A 20,960-nucleotide genomic window follows, 5' to 3' on the forward strand; every position below is an offset into this window, starting at 1 on the left:
AAGCCTCCCCTTTTATCAGGGGAGGCTTTTTCATTAAAATGTTTTTCCTGCTTCTTTCGCACGCGCAATCGCGTCTTCTTTGATTTGCTGTGCTTTATCAGGCTCCGCATTATGTCCCTCTACGAAAATGCCATCGAAGGATGGTACGCCGAAGAAGTTCATGATGATGCCGATGTAGCGGTGGCCCATTTCCATTTCAGCCGCAGGGCCTTCAGAATAGTAGCCGCCGCGCGCTTGGATATGAATTGCTTTTTTATCTGTCAGCAAGCCGACAGGTCCTTGTTCAGTGTATTTGAATGATTTTCCTGCAACTGCAACAGAATCAAGATACGCTTTCATCACAGGCGGGAATGAGAAGTTCCATAAAGGAGTCACGAATACGTACTTATCAGCAGATGCAAATTGATCGCTGAGCTCTCCCAGACGTCCCACTTTCGCTTTTTCGCTTTCAGAAAGCTCTTCAAAGCCTGTGCCTGATTGAAGCTTGCCCCAGCCGCTGAATACATCCGCGTCAATGTGAGGGATGTTTTCTTTGTACAAATCGATATGTACAACTTCATCATTTGGGTTCGTTTCTTTGTAAGATTCAATAAATGCTTTACCTGTTGCCATACTGTAAGAAGTTGCTTCATCATGCGGGTGAGCAGTGATATACAATACTTTTGCCATTTTTACCAGCCCTTTCGTTTTTAAAAATCACACATCAATTATTATCATACAGATGCTTTATGATTATTCTTTCTCTCTTTGTCTTTATTATAGAGATAACAAAAATTACTTTCAAGTAAAACATCTCGAATTAAAGATTTTTTAACTCTCCCAATCAGCTTACTTTTCCATAAGCCGGCATCTTTTTCATCAAAGCGGAATGCTCAGCCTTTTCTCTTCTTCAGAAAACAGAGCGGGTGGTTGATGATGGGTTTGAGCCGAAAGCAATAATACCTAAGTGCTGAACACCGGAAATGGCGAGCCAGAGCATATTCGCTTTCGCATGAGGAAATTCCTCAAGCGCCTTGCCCTCGAAACCTGGAACAGACTCACTCTTAACTTGTGTTCTTCTGTTTTCTGTCCGGTTAGCAGAGTCTCCATAAACTGCCCTGCCAGCCCAACACCGATTCCGATTCCCGCCGAAAGCGGAATCCAATAGAAGCGTGCAAAGCCAAACTACTTTTCAATCTAAAAATGATAGTTACTGGGTCTAGTAAGTATGGTTCGTTATTATCATTATTTGGGCCGATGTTCTCTTTTAAAAGAATCATGTATGATCAATAAAAAAAACGCTTTCAAAGGAAGGGGAATGCCAACATGCCTTATCGTATGAAACGAGTGTTATTGCTTCTTGTCACTGGATTGTTTATAAGTTTGTCTGCAGTCACTCCTACTGCCTCGGCTCAAACAGGCGGATCGTTTTTTGATCCTTTTAACAGCTATAACTCCGGTTTATGGCAAAAAGCAAATGGTTATTCGAATGGAGATATGTTCAACTGCACTTGGCGTGCAAATAACGTATCAATGACGTCATTAGGTGAAATGCGTTTGGCGCTAACAAGTCCATCTTATAACAAGTTTGACTGCGGGGAAAATCGCTCTGCTCAAACATATGGCTATGGACTTTATGAAGTCAGAATGAAACCGGCTAAAAACACAGGGATCGTTTCATCATTCTTCACTTACACAGGACCAACAGATGGAACTCCTTGGGATGAGATTGATATCGAATTTTTAGGAAAAGACACAACAAAGGTTCAATTTAACTATTATACAAACGGTGCAGGAAACCATGAGAAGTTGGTAGATCTCGGATTTGATGCAGCCAATGCCTATCATACGTATGCGTTCGATTGGCAGCCAAACTCTATTAAATGGTATGTCGATGGGCAATTAAAACATACTGCAACAAGCCAAATTCCGGCAACACCAGGAAAGATCATGATGAACTTGTGGAATGGTAGGGGTGTCGATGAATGGCTCGGTTCCTACAATGGTGTAACACCGCTTTACGCTCATTACGACTGGGTGCGTTATACAAAAAAATAAGATCGGAAAACTAAAGTTTTTCTTGATTGAAACGCAGGCATCGATCCTATTAATACAATTTAACTGCTGGATGCCGGAACATCTTGTGATCAGTTTATTAACTGATCTTTTTTCATTTCCTGTTGCAATCACACACACCAAACCATATTGTGGCCGTAAATGAATTTGCAATCAGGACAATCCTTATCCTTCACAGCAGATCCTCTTTATTCATATTATTTCTCCTTGCGTCCTTTTTTTCATTTGACCTCCTTCCAATGTCTTATTCTGCCTTTAATATAGCGCTTCACCCTTTTCATTTTAAATTTAGATATAAATTCGCAAAGGATCCCAAAATGGCACACAAATAGGGTTAAAAATTTATCTTGGGTCCCCCTGGGGATCTGCTCCCGGACGGAAGAAAGCAGAAAGGCTCCCATAAAGTTCCGGTCGCATTTCTGCAAGTCGGTTCTGCCGTGTTTTATCGCACCTTCGCTTTACATGTCTGAATGATTTGTTCATGTCCAAAGAATATGCATACGAAGAACAGATGTGAATTTGCGGATATATTCATTATCGGCCGCATCAACTATGACTTCATGAAACGCTTTATCAAGCCCAAGCATTTTATAGATTTTTCATCAGCGCCTGTCAGCACTGCTTTGTTACATGACTCTCCTTTAAGAGGAGATGAATAAAAAATAAAGGATAAATCAATAGATAGCCATTAAACAGCCACCAAAGAAGATCAAAGTCCCGGCTGAAAGTCCAAAACGATATCGCCTGCAGGCCTGAACAACAGGTCAGCACAAGAGATATCAGCGCCATCAGCTTCCAGTCAGCACGATTCATCCGATTCAAATACAAGCTGTACAATCCTGTGACAGAGATCAGGATATCCAGCGGGAAAAAAGACCAGTTCCAGGCGATCATAAATGGATGTTCATGATGTTTAAATGCCCAGCTCTCCGGTATCAGCGAAAACCCGGCTGACAGCCAGTACAAGATAAAACCGATATCAGTCACGAGAAAAAACATTTTCATATATCTCATTTGTACTGCCCGCTTTTATGTATCGGCTCAGACTGCGTTCCTTGCTCGATCAAGTTTAAAGACACCACACCGGCTATAATCAAGCCGATTGAAATGAGTTTCATGACGCTGACTTTCTCTTGAAAAAACAAAAAACCAACGATTGTAATCAGGACAATTCCCATTCCTGACCATACAGCATAAGCAACAGATACATCGATTGATTTTAGTGTAAGCGTCAAAAAGAAAAGACTGCCGCCATAAAAGATAACCAACAGCATACTTGGAATAAGTTTTGTAAAGCCTGACGATAGCTTCATGCTGACCGTCCCGGCAACTTCAAACAGAATCGCTAAGCATAGAAATACCCAATTCACGTAGCATCAGCCTCCTCATCAGCTGTTATGCCGTGAAACAATACATCTACAATCGATTCAAGAACCTCTCCTGTCGTAAACTGATGTTTGAGCGGGTATTCAGGGTCATACACTTGGTTGATGCTTCCTATATACATGTGGACAAACAGGTCCGAATTGATATTTCTGATTCTCTTTTGCCGTTTGCACTCGTTTAACAATTCAAGGACAACCGTCCATTCTTCCTTAATAAACGTATCTAATGTAAGCCACGCATCGTAATGGTATTTCTTCAGTTCGCTTAATAATCCCATATTCAAGAGGTCCATCCCCTGTGGAAGACTGATCAGCATTTGTTTCACTTTTTCAAGCACGTCTAAGCTTTCATTTTCATAGATGTCTCTTTCCATTTGCTTCATCTCTGCGATAAATTGTTCAACAACCGCTTCCGCGAGCTTATCTTTAGATGAGTAATGCGCATAGAGCGTCCGCTTGCTTGTTCCCAGCGCCGCCGCCAAATCATTCATCGTAAATGAAAATCCTTTCTGCTTGATCAGCCGTATGGTTTCCACCAAAATTCTTTTTTCCAAGTCAATCCCCTCGCTTTCGGTACCTGAAAAACTTTTTCGGTACCGAAATTATACGACAGAAATTTATGGAAATCAACAATATACAAAAAACCTCTCCTTTTAGGAGAGGTTTAAAAGACACTGCGGACCAAACCGCCGTCCGCTCGAAGCGCCGCGCCATTGATCGCGGAGGAAAGCGGACTGCTTAAAAATGTCACGAAGTGGGCGATTTCTTCAGGACGGATCAGTCTTTGAATGATGGATGTCGGCCGGTTCTCTTTCATAAAACGTTTCTCAGCTTCTTGAACAGTCAGGTTTTCACCAGGATACAGCGAGTTCAGCATGGTTTCCACACCCTCTGTTAAAGTAGAGCCCGGCATAACGGTGTTGACCGTGACATTCGTGCCGGTTGTCAGCTCCGCCAAACTGCGGGAAATGGACAGCTGCATCGTTTTCGTCGCACTGTAATGGGCCATTTCCTGTGACGGCATAATTGCCGCTTCACTGGCAATGAAAATCACACGCCCTTCTTTTTTCTCTATCATGTTATGCAAATACTTGCGTGTCAGCCTTACCCCGCTCATAATATTCACTTCAAAAAAACGAAACCATTCATCATCGGGTATATCAAAGTACTCCGCCGGTTCAAAAATCCCTAAATTGTTGACCAAAATATCAACCTCTGGATATGCCTGAAACAGCTCATTGCAGCCTTCCTCTGTTCCCAAATCAAATGCAGCCGGGTAAAGGGCCGCTTCAGCATGTTGTGTTTTTAGTTCATCTATCGTCTGATTCACTTTCTCTTCCCGGCGTCCGTTAATAATCACTGCCGCGCCTTCTTCAGCTAACGAAGAGGCAATGGCTTTTCCGATCCCAGATGTCGAACCAGTCACCAGTGCGGTTTTTCCTTGTAAATTCAGCTTCATTCGTTTATCCCTCCGTTTTTGATTCTCTTATTTATTGACAGAAATTTAATTGGTGAAACATCTGCTCTGCAATCAGTATGAAACAGCTGGGATTGAAATGGAAGTACGCACTTTTTGGTGCCTGTGATTTAGGGAAAAAATAAAGCAGAACCCCTTTATGTAATTTAAATCATAAAATGGAGAGGAAATTAACCATAAAATGTCCAAATAAATAAAAAAAAGTTGGAATGTCCTATTAAACTAAAGCCCCCTTTACTTTAAGTACATTTTTTCACATAGTTATTACAAATAGATGTCGTTTAATTACATATATTTATGTACTGTGTAGCAAAAGAACATTAGTTGCAGCAATGATGCACCGATATTAACATAAAAACAGGAGCTCTCCTTTTCTAAAGGAAAGCTCCTATTTGTATACTTGGTTTATTAACAAATAAATAATTTGTAGGATTTTCAAAATTAATTGTTCCCATTTAATCTATCGCCTTTTGTATAGTTTGTTCGATAGTTAAAAATTCATTGTAAGATTCTTGGATAGTGTTCAACATGACCACCATTGATTCCAGCAAAAGCTGTACCTGCTCAGACGTTTTTCACTCTTTTTTCCAGGTAAATTCACTTCCAAATATCCGTGATCTATCGTATGTTTTGGAGCAATCCCCAACAACGCTTCTATTGAGTTAGACGTTCCAAATTTTACAGCCGATACACTAGCACAAACAATGTCCTAGCCATGTACGTCATAATCGCATGACCCTCAGATCGGTAAGACATGATTTTACCATCAGAAATGCTTCTAGTAATTTCCACTTTAACCAATTCGCTGTACCTCCCTTCCAAAGGGCAATTATCCTATATTTCCATTCATAAAGTACCAGCGATCACCTCTATTATGAAGGTTCCCTTTTTTCTTCAGGTTTCTTAATTGTTTAAAAATAGAAGCTTGCGCATTCGTTTCTTCCGTTACTAATAAATCGTTTGTTTTTGAATCCAAACAAGAAACAATCTTCTTTGCGCTTATTCCTGGGTGTTCTTTTATACAAGTGAGGATAATGTCCTCAATTTTCATTGGTCACACACCCCTCCTCTGTTTGGCCATTATCAGCCTGTGCTCTATATTACTTCTATTAAGATAATCGTTTATCTACACCATATTGATAGGGCACACCAAGATTTTCTCTTAATGTCTCTCCATCATAATCTTCATGGAATACACCACGTTCCTGTAAGATAGGGACCACTTCTTCTACAAAACGTTTTAAGTCGGTTTCATAAGCATCTGGTAGTATCCAAAAGCCATCTGCTGCGCCACTTTCAAACATTTCAGTTAGGTAATCCGCAGTTTCTTTTGCATCACCTAATGTTGCAGGATGGTAATCAATCACAGAATGATAAATGATATCGCGTAATGTCCAACCTTCACGCGCCACCTTTAAAACATTCTCAGCACGAGGATCAGAGTAACGGTCGATTTTTACCTTGTCTAAAAGTTCTGGTGCGATCGGGCGTTCTAAATCTTCAGGAGTGAAGCTGATTCCTAATATCATTCCGATATGAAATGCACGTTGTTGTACTATATTTTCATCCATAAAACTTGCGTGACGATCTATTGCTTCACGTTTAGAATTTGCAACAACCGGCATGAGTCCTGCGATAAATTTAATCTCATCTGGATTTCGACCCGCGTCTATCGCAACCTGGCGTAGTGCATTTCTTGTAGCAATACCTTGTTCTATCGTCCACACTTCACCAATCATTGCACTCGCATAGCGTCCTGCAAACGCAATACTATTTGGAGATCCACCAGAGTGAAAGATGACCGGTTGTCCTTGTGGTGAAGGTGGAATTGGCAAGGCTCCATTTGCCTGTATATGTTTACCAGATATATGAACAGGTTTTACTTGGCTATAATCCGCAAATACACCGGTTTCTTTATCAGCTTTTAGAGCATCTTTTCCCCATGTTGCCCATAAGTGCTGTACAGTTTCTACGAACTCATAATGACTTTCATAACGTGATCTACTATCCATTAGTTTTACACCAAAGTTTTCTGCTACCTTTGGACTTGATCCCGTAACAGCATTCCAAGCAATACGTCCACCACTCATTAAATCTATCCCTTTAAATTGACGTGCTAAAGTAAAAGGATTATTCCACTGAGTATGTACAGTTGACGCCACACCAATGTGTTTTGTTTGTTGTAATATTGCAGTGGCAGTAATGATAGGTTCAAGCGTCATCGATGGCACCTCCCTGTTATCATCGGGTATTGCTCCAGGGAAATCACCTACAAATATAAATTGAAATTTACCTTTTTCAGCAAGTTGAGCATAGCGAATATCTGCATTAATATCTGGATAAGTAGTCACATTGACACCCTCACTTTTCCAAGCTTTAGCATTTGCACCGTATGCCCCTGTAAATCCTAAACCAAGCAACATTTGTTTTTTTTCAGACATAAATAAATCCCCCTAATTTATTTTCATATGGTATCTACTTGCTAATATGACTCAAAAATAAATAGACAATAACGAGTCAAACGTTCTATAAATATCTACAATCTTTAATCTTATATTTCCTAATCATTTAATCTGATCTGATTCATTTAAAATACGTGGGTCAACGCCTAGCTGATAATCTAGATTGTTGGCATGTTTAACGAGACAGCTTTAAACATAGCATTGACTAATTTAATGAATTTCAGTAGATCGATCAAAACGAAAATAATACTTAGCCTGCTAACTTATTTTTCGGTGGTTACCAAGGTTCCCCGCTTCAAGAGAGGAGTTCCTTGCTAAAGAAGGTTATAATTTATTTAGCATGCTAAATATCAACATAGAGAAAACTTAAAACAAGTTCCTCTCCATTCGCTTCATAAGTTCCCTTAAGATTAAGCGTTCTTCCGGTAAGATAGAATGGAGTAGTTTTTCTCGCTGTTGTTTCCATATGGACTCAACCGGTTTCTCTAATTCTCTGCCTTTGTCCGTTAGATAAATTCGCATAACCCTTGCATCTTGTGTATCACGTTGACGGTAAATAAATCCGTTCTGCTCCAATGATTTAACCATATTGGTTACCGTAGGTGGTTCGCATTTTAAATGTTCACAGAGTTGCATTTGTGTTACCCCATCGCCTAACCACAAACGGGAGAGTAAATTATCTTGACCTACATAAAGATTAAGTTCTCTTAGACTTTCATTATAATCTCGACGCATTTGAAATGAAATTTTATCTAACGACTCACGAATTTCGCAATCAACCTTATCGTTCATAGGTTTGCCCCCACTACTAAAATGTATTTAGCAAGCTAACTATATCATGGTGAAAATTTTCTTGTCAACTTAAAGAACCTCCTCACATTTTATCGGGCTGAATTTATCTAGAACGGCGGTCAAAAGTATATATCCAACAATAAGATGGAACCCTTGATCACCATCAGCTGTTTTACACTAAAAAGTCCAGATTCTGTTTATTACCCCGTTTTACCTAATTGAGTAATTTTGTTACATGAACTAGAATAAAACCAATTTTCATTTTTTTAAAGAGGGCAATAAATATTGCCGTAGTACATTTTTTTGTACTTATAGCTTAGTTAGTACAAAAAAAGTTGCCACAATGACAGCTTCGGATCTTTAACTCTTACCCGGTTACCTTAAAGTCCATTTCTTCACAAACTTTTATTGTAAAAGAAAAAACTTGGTTAGAACAATCTTTCCTCCTACGACTATTATATACACCATTTAGTTTTTGAATATTGGGATAAAAGGTAAACGATGAATGTGAGCGCTTTGATTAGTCTACCTGCTCCCCAAACTTCTTCCCGAACTCTTCCATCAAATCAATAATAGGAATCAATTCTTCCCCTTTTGAGGTTAGTGAATACTCTACACGCGGAGGAACCTCTGGAAAAACTTTGCGATTAATTAAACCATCTGTTTCCAGTTCTCGAAGTTGCTTTGTAAGAGAACCTTGTGAAATATCCCCTAAAAAAGCTTTAATTTCACTATAACGACGCTCTGTTGACTTTAAAAACCAAAGAATTACATATTTCCAACGTCCAGAGAGGATGTTTTGGGTATAAGCAATACCAAAAAATTCTCTTTGTTCCTTTATACATTCCTTATCAAATCCATCCTTACATATCCTAGACACCTTTTCTCCTACTTTCTACTGCTAAGTACAAAAAAATGTACTACATCAATTTTTATTGCCTACTTCAAAAAGATGAGAATTCATTTTATTCTAGTATATGTAACAGAAATACTCAATACGTTTTTATTAACTCATATATGTTTACCGTTTGATAAACATATGATTGTGTAACTTTAAGCAGATTAATTCTTTTATTTTTATTATATGGATCTCAAATCATATATTGAAGTATATACAAACATATTGGTAATATCTACTCTATAGTTACTTCCCTACCATCTTCTATGTTTCATCAAGAATGTGGTATTAAAATAAAGGAATTTAAGACCAACAAGATACAAGTCATTTAGTTTTTACAACTCCGACTCATTTTATCTTTTCCTTCTTTCACTAACCTGCCCCGTTAGTTAAAGAAAATCAACAATGTTGTTTAACAGAAACAATAAGTAAGAACCTACTCATTAAAGAATAGGTTCCGAAAGAAAGTATCTAAATAAGTAGTTACTTAACTAATTTGTCATAAGCTGGTTTATTTTTAAGGGGTATAGCTCCGGGCTCTAATAACTTAATAAGATTAGCAAACTGTTTTTTACATCTCTGATGATGATTTACCATATCAGCCAGATAGTTATTTTCTTTAATTAATTCAAATAATAACTCTACTTCCTTTAAAGAAAAATTACGAATCATTTTTTCGTAATACGGTTTAGCAGAATCCGCTGTTCCATATGCATTCCCAACATAGCACAATGAAACTACATACACATATCTCTTTAATACGGATTTCGGAATTTTTTTATCAAAAGATTCAGCTAATCTTTGAGCAAAAGGCTTTTCATTATAGAAATTGTTCATTCCATGATGTGCATCTTCTAAATCTTTCAATGCGCGCATAACAATACTGACAAGCTTATCTTTTGGAAGTTCATCTAGGGCTCCAACCTTCTCAAAAAACCGTTCCGCATATTGTCTCTGGATAATCTTGTCTTTTAGCATATAATCTGAATAAAGTTCTAATAACTCTACTATAGCTGAATTATCATACTCTTCCCATGTAAGTTCTGCTATAGCAAGACAATTGGATCTAACAAACTCATCAGAATCTTCATCTACATAATTTACAAATAATAATTTTAAAATTGCCGACTTTTGAAGATCGTTTGCCTTGCTTATCTTATCTACATAGTATTCTATAGCTTGCTCAGTCATAGTATTCTGCTTCAGTATTTTCATAAATTCTGAAACAGGAAATCCTTCATATTGAACATCATTTCCTAAAATATGTTTAATACATTGATGCATAAAATAATCTAGCTCTACACCATCTAACATAGCGTTGGATGGATGTGCGGAAGAATAATTATTTCTCAATTCTCTACAATTATTAATAAAAAAATAAGAATCGTTGTCTAAAAACCCAAGGCTAACACAAATATCTATTAGCTCTTTATCACGCATTTGATTCAATACTTTTTCGTCTATATCTCTTTTCAAAAATGTTGCAGCTTCTTGGTAACCAAAACTTTTCACTTTTTGACGTAAAGCGAGTATAGCTGTATTCCACATATCATTTACAGCAGAACTAAACAAACCTACTCGAATAGAAACGACCATTCTAGCCAATAATTCATGTCTATATTCTAGTTTCACATCCTCCAATGTATCTTTTAATGTTACCCACACCCGTTTAATGTCACGTTCACTAGCTAAAACCTCTCTAGGTATACCTAATGAAGTGGTAAGACTTGTTATAACAGGTTCTAAATCTGTCGTGTTGTAATCAGGTAAATTAGTTTCTTTTACTTGTAAGTACGACAACTAAACCACTCCACTTTCGCAATATTCAATTTAAAAAATACATATTTTATTCCAAATTATTTAAATTTATACATTTATTTTACACTAAAAATGTCAACTTATCATCTTCACTTTAATAAAATTTATCAAAAAATTTCATTAACAAATTATTTGTTTTGTATTCAATGCATATAATCCTTTGTAATTAATAAACCATAAATTGTCCATATACAAAATAAAGCATAAACTGTCCTATTGGACAATTTATGCTTTATTTTACACTTTAAGAGGTTCTGCTTTATTGTCACTATGTATGGAGACGGTGGGAGTCGAACCCACGTCCAGAAACATCGATTACTTAAGCGTCTACGAGCGTAGCCTGCATATTTACGGTTTCACTCATCTTCTTGCCTGCGGGCGGGCCTTCCGAGAGCTAGTCTGTTTATCTCTTCTTACGTTCTCAGACGGGAACGCAAGCGTAGCCTACTTGGATGTGCTCTTCACAGACACATAGGCAATGTCAGGAAGAGCTCGCTGCGCTTATTAGGCAGCTAATGCTACGTTTTGGTTAAAACTGTTAGTTTTGCCAGTTATATTTAGGTGCGTGTTTACGAGATCGCCTCTCGGCTCGCAGCTCAAGCTCGATCCATCCCTGTCGAATCCGTAACGTCCCCTTGTTATAAGGGAAATACGGGAGAAAATATCAAGCTCTCACTCAAACTGGCTATAGTCTTATTATAACATGATCACGGCGCTTTTCAATTGTCAAATCCTTCAAATGAAAAGCATTGTGATCTGATCGTGAACACAGTATAGCACAGGCCTGATTTTTGAATCAAGCACTATGCCTTTAGAAGCCTTTTTGACTGTCTCTAAACGCTCTTTCGATTTCCCGCTTCGCGTCCTTGCGCTTCAGGTCTTCTCGTTTGTCATAGTTCTTCTTCCCTTTTCCAAGGCCGAGAAGCACTTTGGCAAAGCCGTTTTTCAAATACAGCTTCAGCGGAACGAGAGAATAGCCTTTTTCCTTTGTTAACCCGATCAGCTTATTAATTTCCTTGCGGTGCATTAACAGCTTTCTCGTCCGGAGCGGATCGTGGTTATAGCGGTTTCCCTGCTCGTACGGGCTGACGTGCATATTGTGGAGAAACACTTCTCCCCGTTCGATTTTGGCGAAGGAATCCTTAAGGTTTACGCGGCCGGCGCGAATCGATTTGATTTCGGTTCCTTGCAAAACGATGCCTGTTTCATAGGTTTCTTCTATAAAATAATCGTGATTGGCTTTCTTATTTTGAGATAATACTTTTCCTGACCCTTTTGGCATGCCAGAACCTCCTCTCTAAGGAAAAACTGTCCACCTTTTGCGATACGCTCTATTTTACCAAATGTCACGTATCGCTACAATGAAAAGTGTTTCCGAAAGAAAGCAAATAGAGCGCTGCGGCCCTATTTGCTGGTTGAGCTGTTATTTCTTCTTTTTCCGTTTCTGTTTCGGCGCGTTTTGGAAGCCGCGTTTTTTCTTTTTCTTCTTCGGCTTAGTGAACCATTCCCCTTTTTCCTCAGACGGCGCTGGAGAAACAGGCGTATTGGTGCTTTGAACGCGTTTTCTGGCAGGCTTTCCGCGTTTTCTGCTCCGGCTGCTGTCAAGTTCTCTCGGACGGCGCGGAGAGCCCTTCATGCCGACGATTTCAAAGTCGATATTGCGTTCGTCTTTATTGACATCGACAACCTTGACTGTGATTTCATCTCCAATGCGGAAGACATTGCCTGTCCGCTCGCCGATCATCGCAAAATGCTGTTCGTCAAAACGGTAGTAGTCATCTGTCATAAAGCTGACGTGGACGAGTCCTTCAATTGTATTCGGCAGCTCGACGAACATCCCGAAGTTTGTCACAGAGCTGATCATGCCGTCAAACTCTTCACCGATTTTATCAAGCATGTATTCCGCTTTTTTCAGATCATCCGTTTCACGCTCGGCGTCAACTGCACGGCGCTCCATCGTTGATGTATGCTCGGCGATATCCGGCAGGCGCTCAGCCCATTTTTCCTGTGTCGCTTCATCGACTTTGCCGTTGATTAAATACGTTCTGATCAGACGGTGGACGATTAAGTCCGGGTAACGGCGGATCGGTGATGTGAAATGCGTATAGAATTCCGTTGACAGACCAAAGTGCCCCAAGCTTTGCGGGTCGTATTTCGCCTGTTTCATCGAACGGAGCATGACAGTGGATATCACTGTTTCTTCAGGTCTGTCACGCACAGCGTCCAGAATGCTTTGCAGCGCGCGCGGATGAATATTTCCCGCTGTTCCTTTCACCACATAGCCAAATGTCGTTACGAACTCTAAAAACTTTTGGAGCTTTTCAGCATTCGGCTCTTCGTGAATCCGGTATATAAACGGTACGTTCATCCAATGGAAATGCTCCGCAACTGTTTCGTTCGCCACAAGCATAAATTCTTCAATCAGTTTCTCGGCGACTGAACGTTCCCTGATGACAACGTCTTTCACCGCGCCTTCATCATCGACAAGCACTTTCGCTTCTTTGAAATCAAAATCAACGGCGCCGCGGTTCATCCGCTTATCACGCAGAATTTCAGCCAGACGCTCCATGTCTTTGAACATCGGAACGAGAGGCTCGTATTTTTGTTTCAGTTCTTCATCATCGTCCACAAGAATTTTATTCACATCTGAATACGTCATTCTTTCCGTTGTTTTGATGACACTTTGGAAGATCTGGTGCTCCGTCACCTGCCCCTGACTGTTAATGGTCATTTCACAGGAAAGTGTCAATCGGTCAACCTTTGGATTTAAAGAACAGATGCCGTTTGACAGTCTGTGCGGAATCATAGGGATGACACGGTCAACCAAATACACACTCGTCCCTCTTTCAAGCGCTTCTTTGTCAATCGGCGAGTTTTCGGTTACGTAATGGCTGACATCAGCAATGTGAACGCCAAGCTTGTAGCTTCCGTCATCAAGCTTCGTCACGGTAACTGCATCATCCAAGTCCTTCGCGTCGGCTCCATCAATGGTGACAATCACTTGGTCACGGAGATCACGGCGGTCTTTAAGGTCTTTTTCGTCAATTGTGTCAGGCGTACTTGATGCCTGTTCCATCGCGTCAGCAGGAAATTCTCCCGGCAGGCCGTGCTTATGAATGACCGATAAAATATCAATGCCCGGATCATTTTTATGGCCGAGAATGGTTTCAACCTCGCCCTCTGCGTTCATGCGGCCTTCAGGATAGCTCGTCAGCTTGACAACAACCTTATGCCCTTCGGCTGCACCGTTTTTCCCGTTTTTCGGGATAAAGATGTCACTCGTGATTTTTTTGTCGTCCGGAATGACAAAGCCGAAGTTTCTTGTTTCTGTATACGTGCCGACAACCCGCTGAATCGCTCTTTCTAAAATGCGGATGACGGTTCCTTCCTGTCTGGAGCCGTTTTCGCTTTGCTGTGAGTTCAAGCGAACCATGACGATATCGCCGTTCATTGCCGTATTCAGCTCATTAGGCGGAATAAACACATCGCTTAACGACGTGTCCTCAGGCAGCAAAAAGGCGAATCCTTTTGCATGCGCTGAAATCTTTCCTTTTATTAAATTCATCTTCTCCGGAATGCCGTAGCGGTCGCTTCTCGTCCGTACGATAAGCCCTTTGTCTTCCAAAGTGACTAACGCTTTGACGAGCTCCTTAAACTCCTCGGCTTCCGTGATATTTAACATCTCCTCAAGTTCCTGGACAGTCAGAGGCTTGTACGCCTCTTCCTTCATAAACGAGAGGAGCTTATCCATAAATGCTTCTTTTTCCATTATCCGACCTCCTGTTGATTACCAATCGAGCTTCTCTAAAAATTCATACACATCCTGATGGACGAGGTCACGTTCTTTGTCGAGCGTAATGACATGGCCTGATTCCTCGTACCATTTCAGCTGTTTATCATCAGTTTCCACTTCGTTGTAAATAATATTGGCGCTTTCGGTATTAATCATGTGATCATGACGGGCCTGCACCACAAATGTCGGTGAATAAATCATATCGACATTGTTCCGCACAGCGGCAATTAAGTCTTGCAGCGCCTTGAGAGTGTTCATCGGCGTTTTTTCGAATTCTTTCATTTCCTCTTCAATTTGCTCCGGGCTTTTCCCCTCGAATTTTTTGTAATTGCGAGCGTATGAAAGGACGCCCTGATACATGACCTCTTCACTCTTAATATGCATCGGCGCACACATAGGGACAATTCCCTTTATGGGTACAGTGTAACCCAATTTCAGCGAAAAAACCCCGCCAAGCGACAGTCCGCAGGCAGCAATGCTCTCATAGCCTTCAGATTTTAAGTATTCATAGCCATCCATCACGTTTTTCCACCAGTCTTCAGGCCCCGTATGTACAAGTTCTTCAGGGGGCACGCCATGTCCTTCATATTGAGGCGCGTGGCACGTGTAGCCCCGTTCATTCAAGTAACGTCCCAGCATTCTTACATCCGCTGTATTTCCTGTAAAGCCGTGCAGCAACAGCACCGCTTTGTCTCCGCCTTTAAATGTAAATGGTTTTGGTGTCACAACTTTCATGCTCATGTCTCCCTTTCTATTTGCACGATCATTTTAGTTTTCCACAGTTTGATCAGAAAAAAACGCTCTGAATATCAGCCAGAAACGTGAAAAAGGCCTGACTTTACATCAGACCTTATACAAACATTGCCCTATAGGATATAAGCAAGCGCAATCGTTAACACGAAAAACAAGACTGCCAGCACAACCGTGATGCGGTGCAAAATCAAATCAAGACCTCTTGCTTTTTGTTTCCCGAAGAGCTGCTCCGCTCCGCCTGAAATCGCACCAGATAATCCGGCGCTTTTACTGGATTGAAGCAAAACGACAATAATAAGTGCAATGCTGACGATAACCAATAAGGTAATCAAAACCGCGTGCATCCCATACACCTCCAGACTCACTGGCCTACATTACTTCTATTTTACATGAAAAGGGTTGGCATGTCACGCTGTATCAGACGCCAAAAGACGGGATAAGGCGTTTTATCTTGGTTACCCTATTGATGTAAAAAGTCAAAAGGAGAAAAACAATGCCCCTTATCAGCATAGCCAGCAGAAAACATCTTTATTATGAGGAATATGGACAGGGAATTCCGATCATTTTTATCCACCCGCCGGGCATGGGGCGCAAGTTTTTTTATTATCAGCGCCTTCTTTCCGAGCATTTCAGGGTGATTTTTCCCGATTTAAGCGGCCACGGCGACAGCGATCATGCGGATCAGCCTGTCTCTATTTCTTATTACGCAAACGAAATCGTGAAATTCATGGACGCTCTGCACGTTGATAGTGCTGTGCTATTCGGGTATTCCGCCGGCGGCTTAATCGCGCAGCACATCGCCTTTACCCGCCCGGACAAAGTGTCGCATCTTGTTCTGTCCGGCGCTTACCCCGCTGTTCATAACGTAATCGGAGAGAAGATTCACAAGACCGGGATGTATCTGCTTGAGAAAAACGCCTGGCTGCTCATAAAAATCCTTGCTGTCAGCCACACAAATAACAAAGAGCTTCGGAACTTATTAACAGATCATATGAAAAAAGCAGACCTTGCCAATTGGCATCAGTATTATCAGGATTCACTTAGCTACAACTGCATTGAACAGCTGCCCCGCCTAAACATGCCGATGTTGTTCATGTATGGCGGCCTGCGGGACTGGACTTTCCCAGCCTCAGGCTATTACCGCAAAGCATGCAGCCATGCCGAATTTTTCAGATTGGAATATCAGGGGCATCAGCTGCCGACAAAACAATGGAAAACATGCAACGAACTGGTGACAGGGTTTGTGCTGACACATCATTCACAGGGATAAAACGCTTGGTTTCCTTGCGTTTTTATAGCCCTTTTATTGACTTTTGTCAATAAAATCATAGTAAAAAAGATCCTCAAATTTCAAATTAAAATAGTGAAGCATTTTACCGATTACAAGCTGCCCCGGCCGTCGTTCTCCATTCAGCACGCGGCTCAGTGTGGCGGGTGAGACTCCGATTTCCAGCGCAAGCTGATTAAGGGAATAATCGTTATTGACCATATACTGCAAGACATAATCACGTCTAATCTGTATCTTTTCTACTGGCACTTTCCTCACCTTCCGTTCCTGAAAAAACTTTTTTCTATACTTTTACATTACGGCTTATGTTAACTTTTGTCAATACATTTCCAGCCTACCTATTCCCTTTAGTCAATAAACATACTAAAATATGAGTAACAGTGAGGGACGGGGTGAGATACATGGAAAGCTTTGGCGAACAATTGCGGGCATTGCGCGAAGAGAGAAAGTTAACAGTCAACCAGCTTGCGACATATTCAGGCGTAAGCGCGGCCGGCATCTCCAGAATTGAAAACGGCAAACGGGGCGTTCCCAAACCCGCCACCATCAAAAAACTGGCGGAGGCCTTGAAAATTCCATATGAAGGGCTTATGTATAAAGCTGGTTACATCGAAGAAGTGCATGAAGCCAGAGCTCCTTATGAAACGAAGTGCAAGCTGCTTGAAAAAGCGGAGGCCTATGACCTGAAAAACCTTGCCCTTCTTGAGAACGAAAAGTGGCAATATCTCAATAAAGAAGATTTGCTTATGCTGGATCATTATTTTTCGTTTATTTCAGACGAAGCCAAAAAACGGTCTGCTGATGACTAACTCTTGATAGAAATGTGAGGCGATCACCATGTCACCGTTCGGACAGCAATTACGGGAGCTGCGCCGCGCCCGCAAGCTGACAGTGAATCAGCTTGCTGTGTATTCAGGCATCAGCTCGGCCACCATTTCAAAAATTGAAAACGGCAAGCGCGGCACGCCAAAGCCTGCGACCATCAAAAAACTGGCGGCCGTGCTGAAGGTTCCCTATGAAAACCTGATGGCTGCCGCAGGCCATATTCGGCCCTTTCCAGAAGAAATCCGTGAGGCTTCGGAAAGCTATCAGTCCATTTATGATATTTACCAGACGGCTGTCACTCGCGGAGCGGAGCACCTCCCGATTTTCAACAGCCAAAAATGGGAACACCTTTCAAAGCAGGATATTGAAAATCTCAGCAAATACTTCGATTTTTTAGCCTCTGAAGCGAAAAAACGCGCCTCTTCTTCATAATCCCCTGCTTCTCTTTCTGCATGTTATCAATCACGCTTGCATACCTTCCCTCATTTTTTACGTTATAATAGTGTCAGACGAGGTGAAAAGTATGAACCAATCAGAAATGTGTCCTAGATTTGAAAAAGCAGTCGACATCTTGAGTAAACGCTGGGTCGCTTTGATCGTATTTCAGCTCTTGAACGGGTCACAGCGATTTAGCGAAATTGAAGCAGCACTTCCAAATCTAAGCGGCAGAGTTCTGTCAGAACGGCTGAAAGAACTTGAGCTTGAAGGAGTGGTGAAGCGGGATGTCATCCCGGAAACTCCGGTTCGCATCGAATATTCATTGACTGATAAAGGAAAGGCGCTGGCCCCCATTTTAGGCGAGATTTCTAAATGGGCGACGGATTGGATTGACCCTTCCTTTCTTGACTAATCGCTAAAACGGTTCTGAATTCTCAAAGACGGGAAAAGAGCCGTTTTTTATTTTTCATTTTCAAGGTGAAAAAATGATTTCTCAGCCGATATATAGTACATCCACACATTACGTTTTTAAAGGAGACTTATATGCGACTGACGATTTCCCGCAAATTCAGCCTGGTATTTTTGACACTGATCCTGATCAATTTACTTATAGGCGGAATAGGCGCTTTTAATATGCAGCACATCATTCAAAAGACAGATGAAATCAACACAAAATGGATTGACGGCATCAAAGACATTACATCGATTAATTATTTAACTGAGCACCTGTCTTCTAAAGAAAAGGATTTTCTGATTTTCACAGACAAAAGCAAAATGGATACGCTTGATCAAGAAATGAATCAGATCATTGAAGACATCAATCAAAAGCTTGATAGCTATGAAAAAACGATTTCCACTGACAAAGAACAGAAGCTGTTCGAGGAGCTTCAAACTGAAGTGAACACTTATGCTGATATTCATAAGCAAATTATAGAAAGCGGCCGCACGAATGACATGGACAAAGCAAGAGGTTTATTGGTGCAGACTGAAGCCAGCTTTGAGGATATGAAAAAATCAGTCACTCAGCTTGTTGACTTTAATAAAGAAGGAGCCAGCACAGCGGTAAAAGAAACGAAGGATGTATACCATAAGGGGCTCATTTACACAGCTTTGCTTCTGGCAGCTTCGATCATCATCAGCATTTTCATCTGGCTTTATATCACGCGAAACATTGTAAAGCCTATCATTCTCATGAAGGATTCTGCCAATCATATTGCCGGGGGAGATCTGTCTAATGACATAGAGCCGCTCAACTCAAAAGACGAACTTGGCGATCTGAACGAAGCGCTGCAAAAAATGGTAGGCAATCTGAGAGATATTGTCGGATACTCCAAAGACATATCAAGCCGGGTTCTTTCTTCTTCACAAGTGCTGGCCGCCGCAACGAATGAAACAAGATCCGGCAGCAAGCATATTACCGAAACGATGAACGAAATGGCTGAAGGCTCTGAACAGCAGGCCCAAGACGCTGTGACAATTGCCGAATCCATGAATGATTTCACTGAAAGCATTGATAAAGCTTATAATCATGGGATCACAATCAGCGATACGTCTCAAAACGTTCTCGAACTGGCGGTAAACGGAAACGAAAATATGGATACGTCATTACAGCAAATGAAAACCATCCATCATATCGTTCAGGAAGCCGTTCATAAAGTGAAGTCGCTGGAACAGCATTCTCAGGATATCAACAAGCTCGTTCAGGTCATCAACGGGATTGCCGAGCAAACGAATTTGCTGTCGCTTAACGCCGCGATTGAGGCTGCCCGCGCTGGAGAAAGCGGCAAAGGCTTCGCCGTTGTGGCAGATGAAGTCAGAAAGCTGGCTGACGGCGTTTCTGATTCCGTGCAGGACATTACCCGGATTGTAAACGGGACACAACAGGAAATCCACACCGTCATTAAGTACTTGGAAAGCAGCTTTACAGAAGTCGAAAAAGGAACGGAAAACCTGACAGACACGGGACAGGCTATGCAGCAGATCAAACAATCCGTCACCCATGTTGCAGGCAGTATTAAGGAAGTAACGGATGGCCTGAAGCAGTTAACAAACCAATCGATTACCATCAATCAATCGATTGAAAATATCGCTTCTGTATCTGAAGAGTCTGCCGCCGGCATTGAAGAAACATTTTCGATTACCGAGCAGTCCGCCCATTCCATGGATCAAGTGCTCCAGAATGCCGAAGAACTTGAGCAGCTGGCGAAGGAGCTTAATGAGAAGATGAATCAGTTTACAATTTAAATAGAAAAAAGAGGCTGGAGTCATCCAAGCCTCTTTTTCTATTCTATGCAGCTGTTTGAACACGTTTCGTTCTGTTTCGTTTTTTCTTCACCGGACTTAAGGCCCGCTCCAGCCAAGCCATCAGCAAATCAGCGGCTACTGCCATCACCGCAGTGGGAATCGCGCCGGCGAGAATAATCGCAGTTCCGTTTGTCGCATTTGACCCGCGGACGATCATATCCCCGAGTCCGCCGGCGCCGACAAATGTGCCAATCGCTGTAATCCCGATGGCAATGACGAGCGCCGTGCGCAAGCCCGCCATCATGACAGAAAGCGCGAGCGGGAGCTCAACCATCCGGAGAACCTGGAATTTCGTCATACCCATCGCTTTTCCCGATTCTAAGTAGGCATGTTCAATGCTGACAATGCCCGTATACGTGTTTCGGATAATCGGCAGAAGGGAATACAAAAATAATGATACAATCACGGTGTTTGCGCCAAGACCCATGACAAGCATCAAAACGGCCAACATGGCGAGCGCCGGAATGGTCTGGATGACATTTGTTACAGCAAACACCCAGGCTGATAAGCGGCGGTAATGCGCAATGAGGATTCCGGCCGGAACTCCGACGACAGCGGCAAACAAGACACCGTAGGCCGACATGAGAAAGTGGCGGCCGAATTCATCCATGACATAGCTGCCGTTCTGCGCGTAATACGCCATTAACTGTTCAAGCACGTTCATTGGCTTCG

At 41.6% G+C, this 20,960-nt stretch carries 22 protein-coding genes, 1 other RNA gene and 1 pseudogene; 6 read left to right on the forward strand and 18 right to left on the reverse strand.

The annotated features are described in order from the left end of the window. Positions 1-33: 33 nt before the first annotated feature. Together azoRB and EFK13_RS21175 are read right to left on the reverse strand one after the other, a co-directional pair. The gene (azoRB, locus tag EFK13_RS17215; protein ID WP_129507590.1) at positions 34-669 is read right to left on the reverse strand and encodes an FMN-dependent NADH-azoreductase AzoRB; all 636 of its coding nucleotides are present in this window, start codon (positions 667-669) and stop codon (positions 34-36) included. A gap of 213 nt (positions 670-882) precedes the next feature. After that, positions 883-1,110, reverse strand: a pseudogene (locus EFK13_RS21175) (FUSC family protein); the annotation flags it as partial. Between the two features lie 195 nt (positions 1,111-1,305). Between EFK13_RS21175 and bglS the strand changes: the two are divergent. Then, positions 1,306-2,037, forward strand: coding sequence for a beta-glucanase (gene bglS / locus EFK13_RS17220; RefSeq protein WP_129507589.1), 732 nt, complete (start codon positions 1,306-1,308; stop codon positions 2,035-2,037). 630 nt (positions 2,038-2,667) lie between these two features. Here bglS and EFK13_RS17225 read toward each other — a convergent pair. The 14 genes from EFK13_RS17225 to secG all read right to left on the reverse strand — a co-directional run bounded on the left by EFK13_RS17225 (position 2,668) and on the right by secG (position 15,777). Further along, entirely contained in the window at positions 2,668-3,069 is a 402-nt protein-coding gene (locus EFK13_RS17225) for a YvaD family protein (protein WP_129507588.1), read from the reverse strand. After that, positions 3,066-3,425 carry a DMT family transporter gene (locus tag EFK13_RS17230; protein WP_129507587.1) on the reverse strand — a complete coding sequence of 120 codons (360 nt, stop codon included), beginning with the start codon at positions 3,423-3,425 and terminating at the stop codon, positions 3,066-3,068. The genes EFK13_RS17225 and EFK13_RS17230 overlap by 4 nt, the downstream gene beginning before the upstream one ends. Continuing rightward, a complete protein-coding gene (locus EFK13_RS17235; RefSeq protein WP_129507586.1) occupies positions 3,422-3,994 on the reverse strand; it encodes a TetR/AcrR family transcriptional regulator in 573 nt (190 codons plus the stop codon). Before EFK13_RS17235 ends, EFK13_RS17230 begins: the two co-directional genes overlap by 4 nt. Before the next feature lie 110 nt (positions 3,995-4,104). Continuing rightward, positions 4,105-4,899, reverse strand: a complete 795-nt coding sequence (locus EFK13_RS17240) for an SDR family NAD(P)-dependent oxidoreductase (protein ID WP_129507585.1) — start codon at positions 4,897-4,899, stop codon at positions 4,105-4,107. 847 nt (positions 4,900-5,746) lie between these two features. Next, positions 5,747-5,968 (reverse strand): hypothetical protein, encoded by a 222-nt coding sequence (locus EFK13_RS17250; RefSeq protein WP_129507584.1) that lies wholly within the window; start codon positions 5,966-5,968, stop codon positions 5,747-5,749. Between the two features lie 58 nt (positions 5,969-6,026). Beyond that, positions 6,027-7,358 (reverse strand): NtaA/DmoA family FMN-dependent monooxygenase, encoded by a 1,332-nt coding sequence (locus EFK13_RS17255; protein WP_068654860.1) that lies wholly within the window; start codon positions 7,356-7,358, stop codon positions 6,027-6,029. 387 nt (positions 7,359-7,745) lie between these two features. Continuing rightward, the gene (locus EFK13_RS17260) at positions 7,746-8,171 is read right to left on the reverse strand and encodes a MarR family winged helix-turn-helix transcriptional regulator (RefSeq protein ID WP_129507583.1); all 426 of its coding nucleotides are present in this window, start codon (positions 8,169-8,171) and stop codon (positions 7,746-7,748) included. Positions 8,172-8,691: 520 nt separating this feature from the next. Then, positions 8,692-9,051, reverse strand: a complete 360-nt coding sequence (locus tag EFK13_RS17265) for a winged helix-turn-helix transcriptional regulator (RefSeq protein ID WP_129507582.1) — start codon at positions 9,049-9,051, stop codon at positions 8,692-8,694. Between the two features lie 501 nt (positions 9,052-9,552). Beyond that, positions 9,553-10,869, reverse strand: a complete 1,317-nt coding sequence (locus tag EFK13_RS17270; RefSeq protein ID WP_129507581.1) for a transglycosylase domain-containing protein — start codon at positions 10,867-10,869, stop codon at positions 9,553-9,555. 290 nt (positions 10,870-11,159) lie between these two features. Beyond that, positions 11,160-11,522, reverse strand: a transfer-messenger RNA (tmRNA) gene (ssrA, locus tag EFK13_RS17275). A gap of 176 nt (positions 11,523-11,698) precedes the next feature. Beyond that, a complete protein-coding gene (gene smpB, locus EFK13_RS17280; RefSeq protein WP_003220025.1) occupies positions 11,699-12,169 on the reverse strand; it encodes an SsrA-binding protein in 471 nt (156 codons plus the stop codon). A gap of 141 nt (positions 12,170-12,310) precedes the next feature. Beyond that, the gene (gene rnr, locus EFK13_RS17285; RefSeq protein WP_129507580.1) at positions 12,311-14,656 is read right to left on the reverse strand and encodes a ribonuclease R; all 2,346 of its coding nucleotides are present in this window, start codon (positions 14,654-14,656) and stop codon (positions 12,311-12,313) included. 18 nt (positions 14,657-14,674) lie between these two features. Beyond that, entirely contained in the window at positions 14,675-15,415 is a 741-nt protein-coding gene (locus EFK13_RS17290; RefSeq protein WP_129507579.1) for an alpha/beta hydrolase, read from the reverse strand. Between the two features lie 131 nt (positions 15,416-15,546). Then, positions 15,547-15,777 (reverse strand): preprotein translocase subunit SecG, encoded by a 231-nt coding sequence (gene secG, locus EFK13_RS17295; RefSeq protein ID WP_003220028.1) that lies wholly within the window; start codon positions 15,775-15,777, stop codon positions 15,547-15,549. Between the two features lie 149 nt (positions 15,778-15,926). Here secG and EFK13_RS17300 point away from each other — a divergent pair, with 149 nt between their 5' ends. Beyond that, entirely contained in the window at positions 15,927-16,703 is a 777-nt protein-coding gene (locus EFK13_RS17300) for an alpha/beta fold hydrolase (RefSeq protein ID WP_129507578.1), read from the forward strand. Between the two features lie 33 nt (positions 16,704-16,736). On the opposite strand, the gene EFK13_RS17305 is transcribed toward EFK13_RS17300, so the two are convergent. Next, positions 16,737-16,970, reverse strand: a complete 234-nt coding sequence (locus EFK13_RS17305; protein ID WP_003220031.1) for a helix-turn-helix domain-containing protein — start codon at positions 16,968-16,970, stop codon at positions 16,737-16,739. 152 nt (positions 16,971-17,122) lie between these two features. Between EFK13_RS17305 and rghR the strand changes: the two genes are divergently transcribed. From rghR to EFK13_RS17325, 4 genes are all read left to right on the forward strand, one after another. Beyond that, positions 17,123-17,530 carry a transcriptional repressor RghR gene (gene rghR / locus EFK13_RS17310; RefSeq protein ID WP_003220034.1) on the forward strand — a complete coding sequence of 136 codons (408 nt, stop codon included), beginning with the start codon at positions 17,123-17,125 and terminating at the stop codon, positions 17,528-17,530. A 28-nt stretch (positions 17,531-17,558) separates the two neighbouring features. After that, positions 17,559-17,978: a helix-turn-helix domain-containing protein gene (locus EFK13_RS17315; RefSeq protein WP_129507577.1), complete on the forward strand. Its 420-nt coding sequence runs from the start codon at positions 17,559-17,561 to the stop codon at positions 17,976-17,978. A 91-nt stretch (positions 17,979-18,069) separates the two neighbouring features. Further along, a complete protein-coding gene (catR, locus tag EFK13_RS17320; protein ID WP_003220037.1) occupies positions 18,070-18,396 on the forward strand; it encodes a catDE operon transcriptional regulator CatR in 327 nt (108 codons plus the stop codon). A gap of 131 nt (positions 18,397-18,527) precedes the next feature. Then, a complete protein-coding gene (locus EFK13_RS17325) occupies positions 18,528-20,228 on the forward strand; it encodes a methyl-accepting chemotaxis protein (RefSeq protein ID WP_129507576.1) in 1,701 nt (566 codons plus the stop codon). A 43-nt stretch (positions 20,229-20,271) separates the two neighbouring features. On the opposite strand, the gene opuBD is transcribed toward EFK13_RS17325, so the two are convergent. Then, on the reverse strand, positions 20,272-20,952 hold the full coding sequence (gene opuBD / locus EFK13_RS17330; RefSeq protein WP_129507575.1) for a choline ABC transporter permease OpuBD: 681 nt from the start codon (positions 20,950-20,952) through the stop codon (positions 20,272-20,274). Positions 20,953-20,960 lie beyond the last annotated feature (8 nt).

The organism is Bacillus cabrialesii, from assembly GCF_004124315.2.
GTDB lineage: Bacteria > Bacillota > Bacilli > Bacillales > Bacillaceae > Bacillus > Bacillus cabrialesii.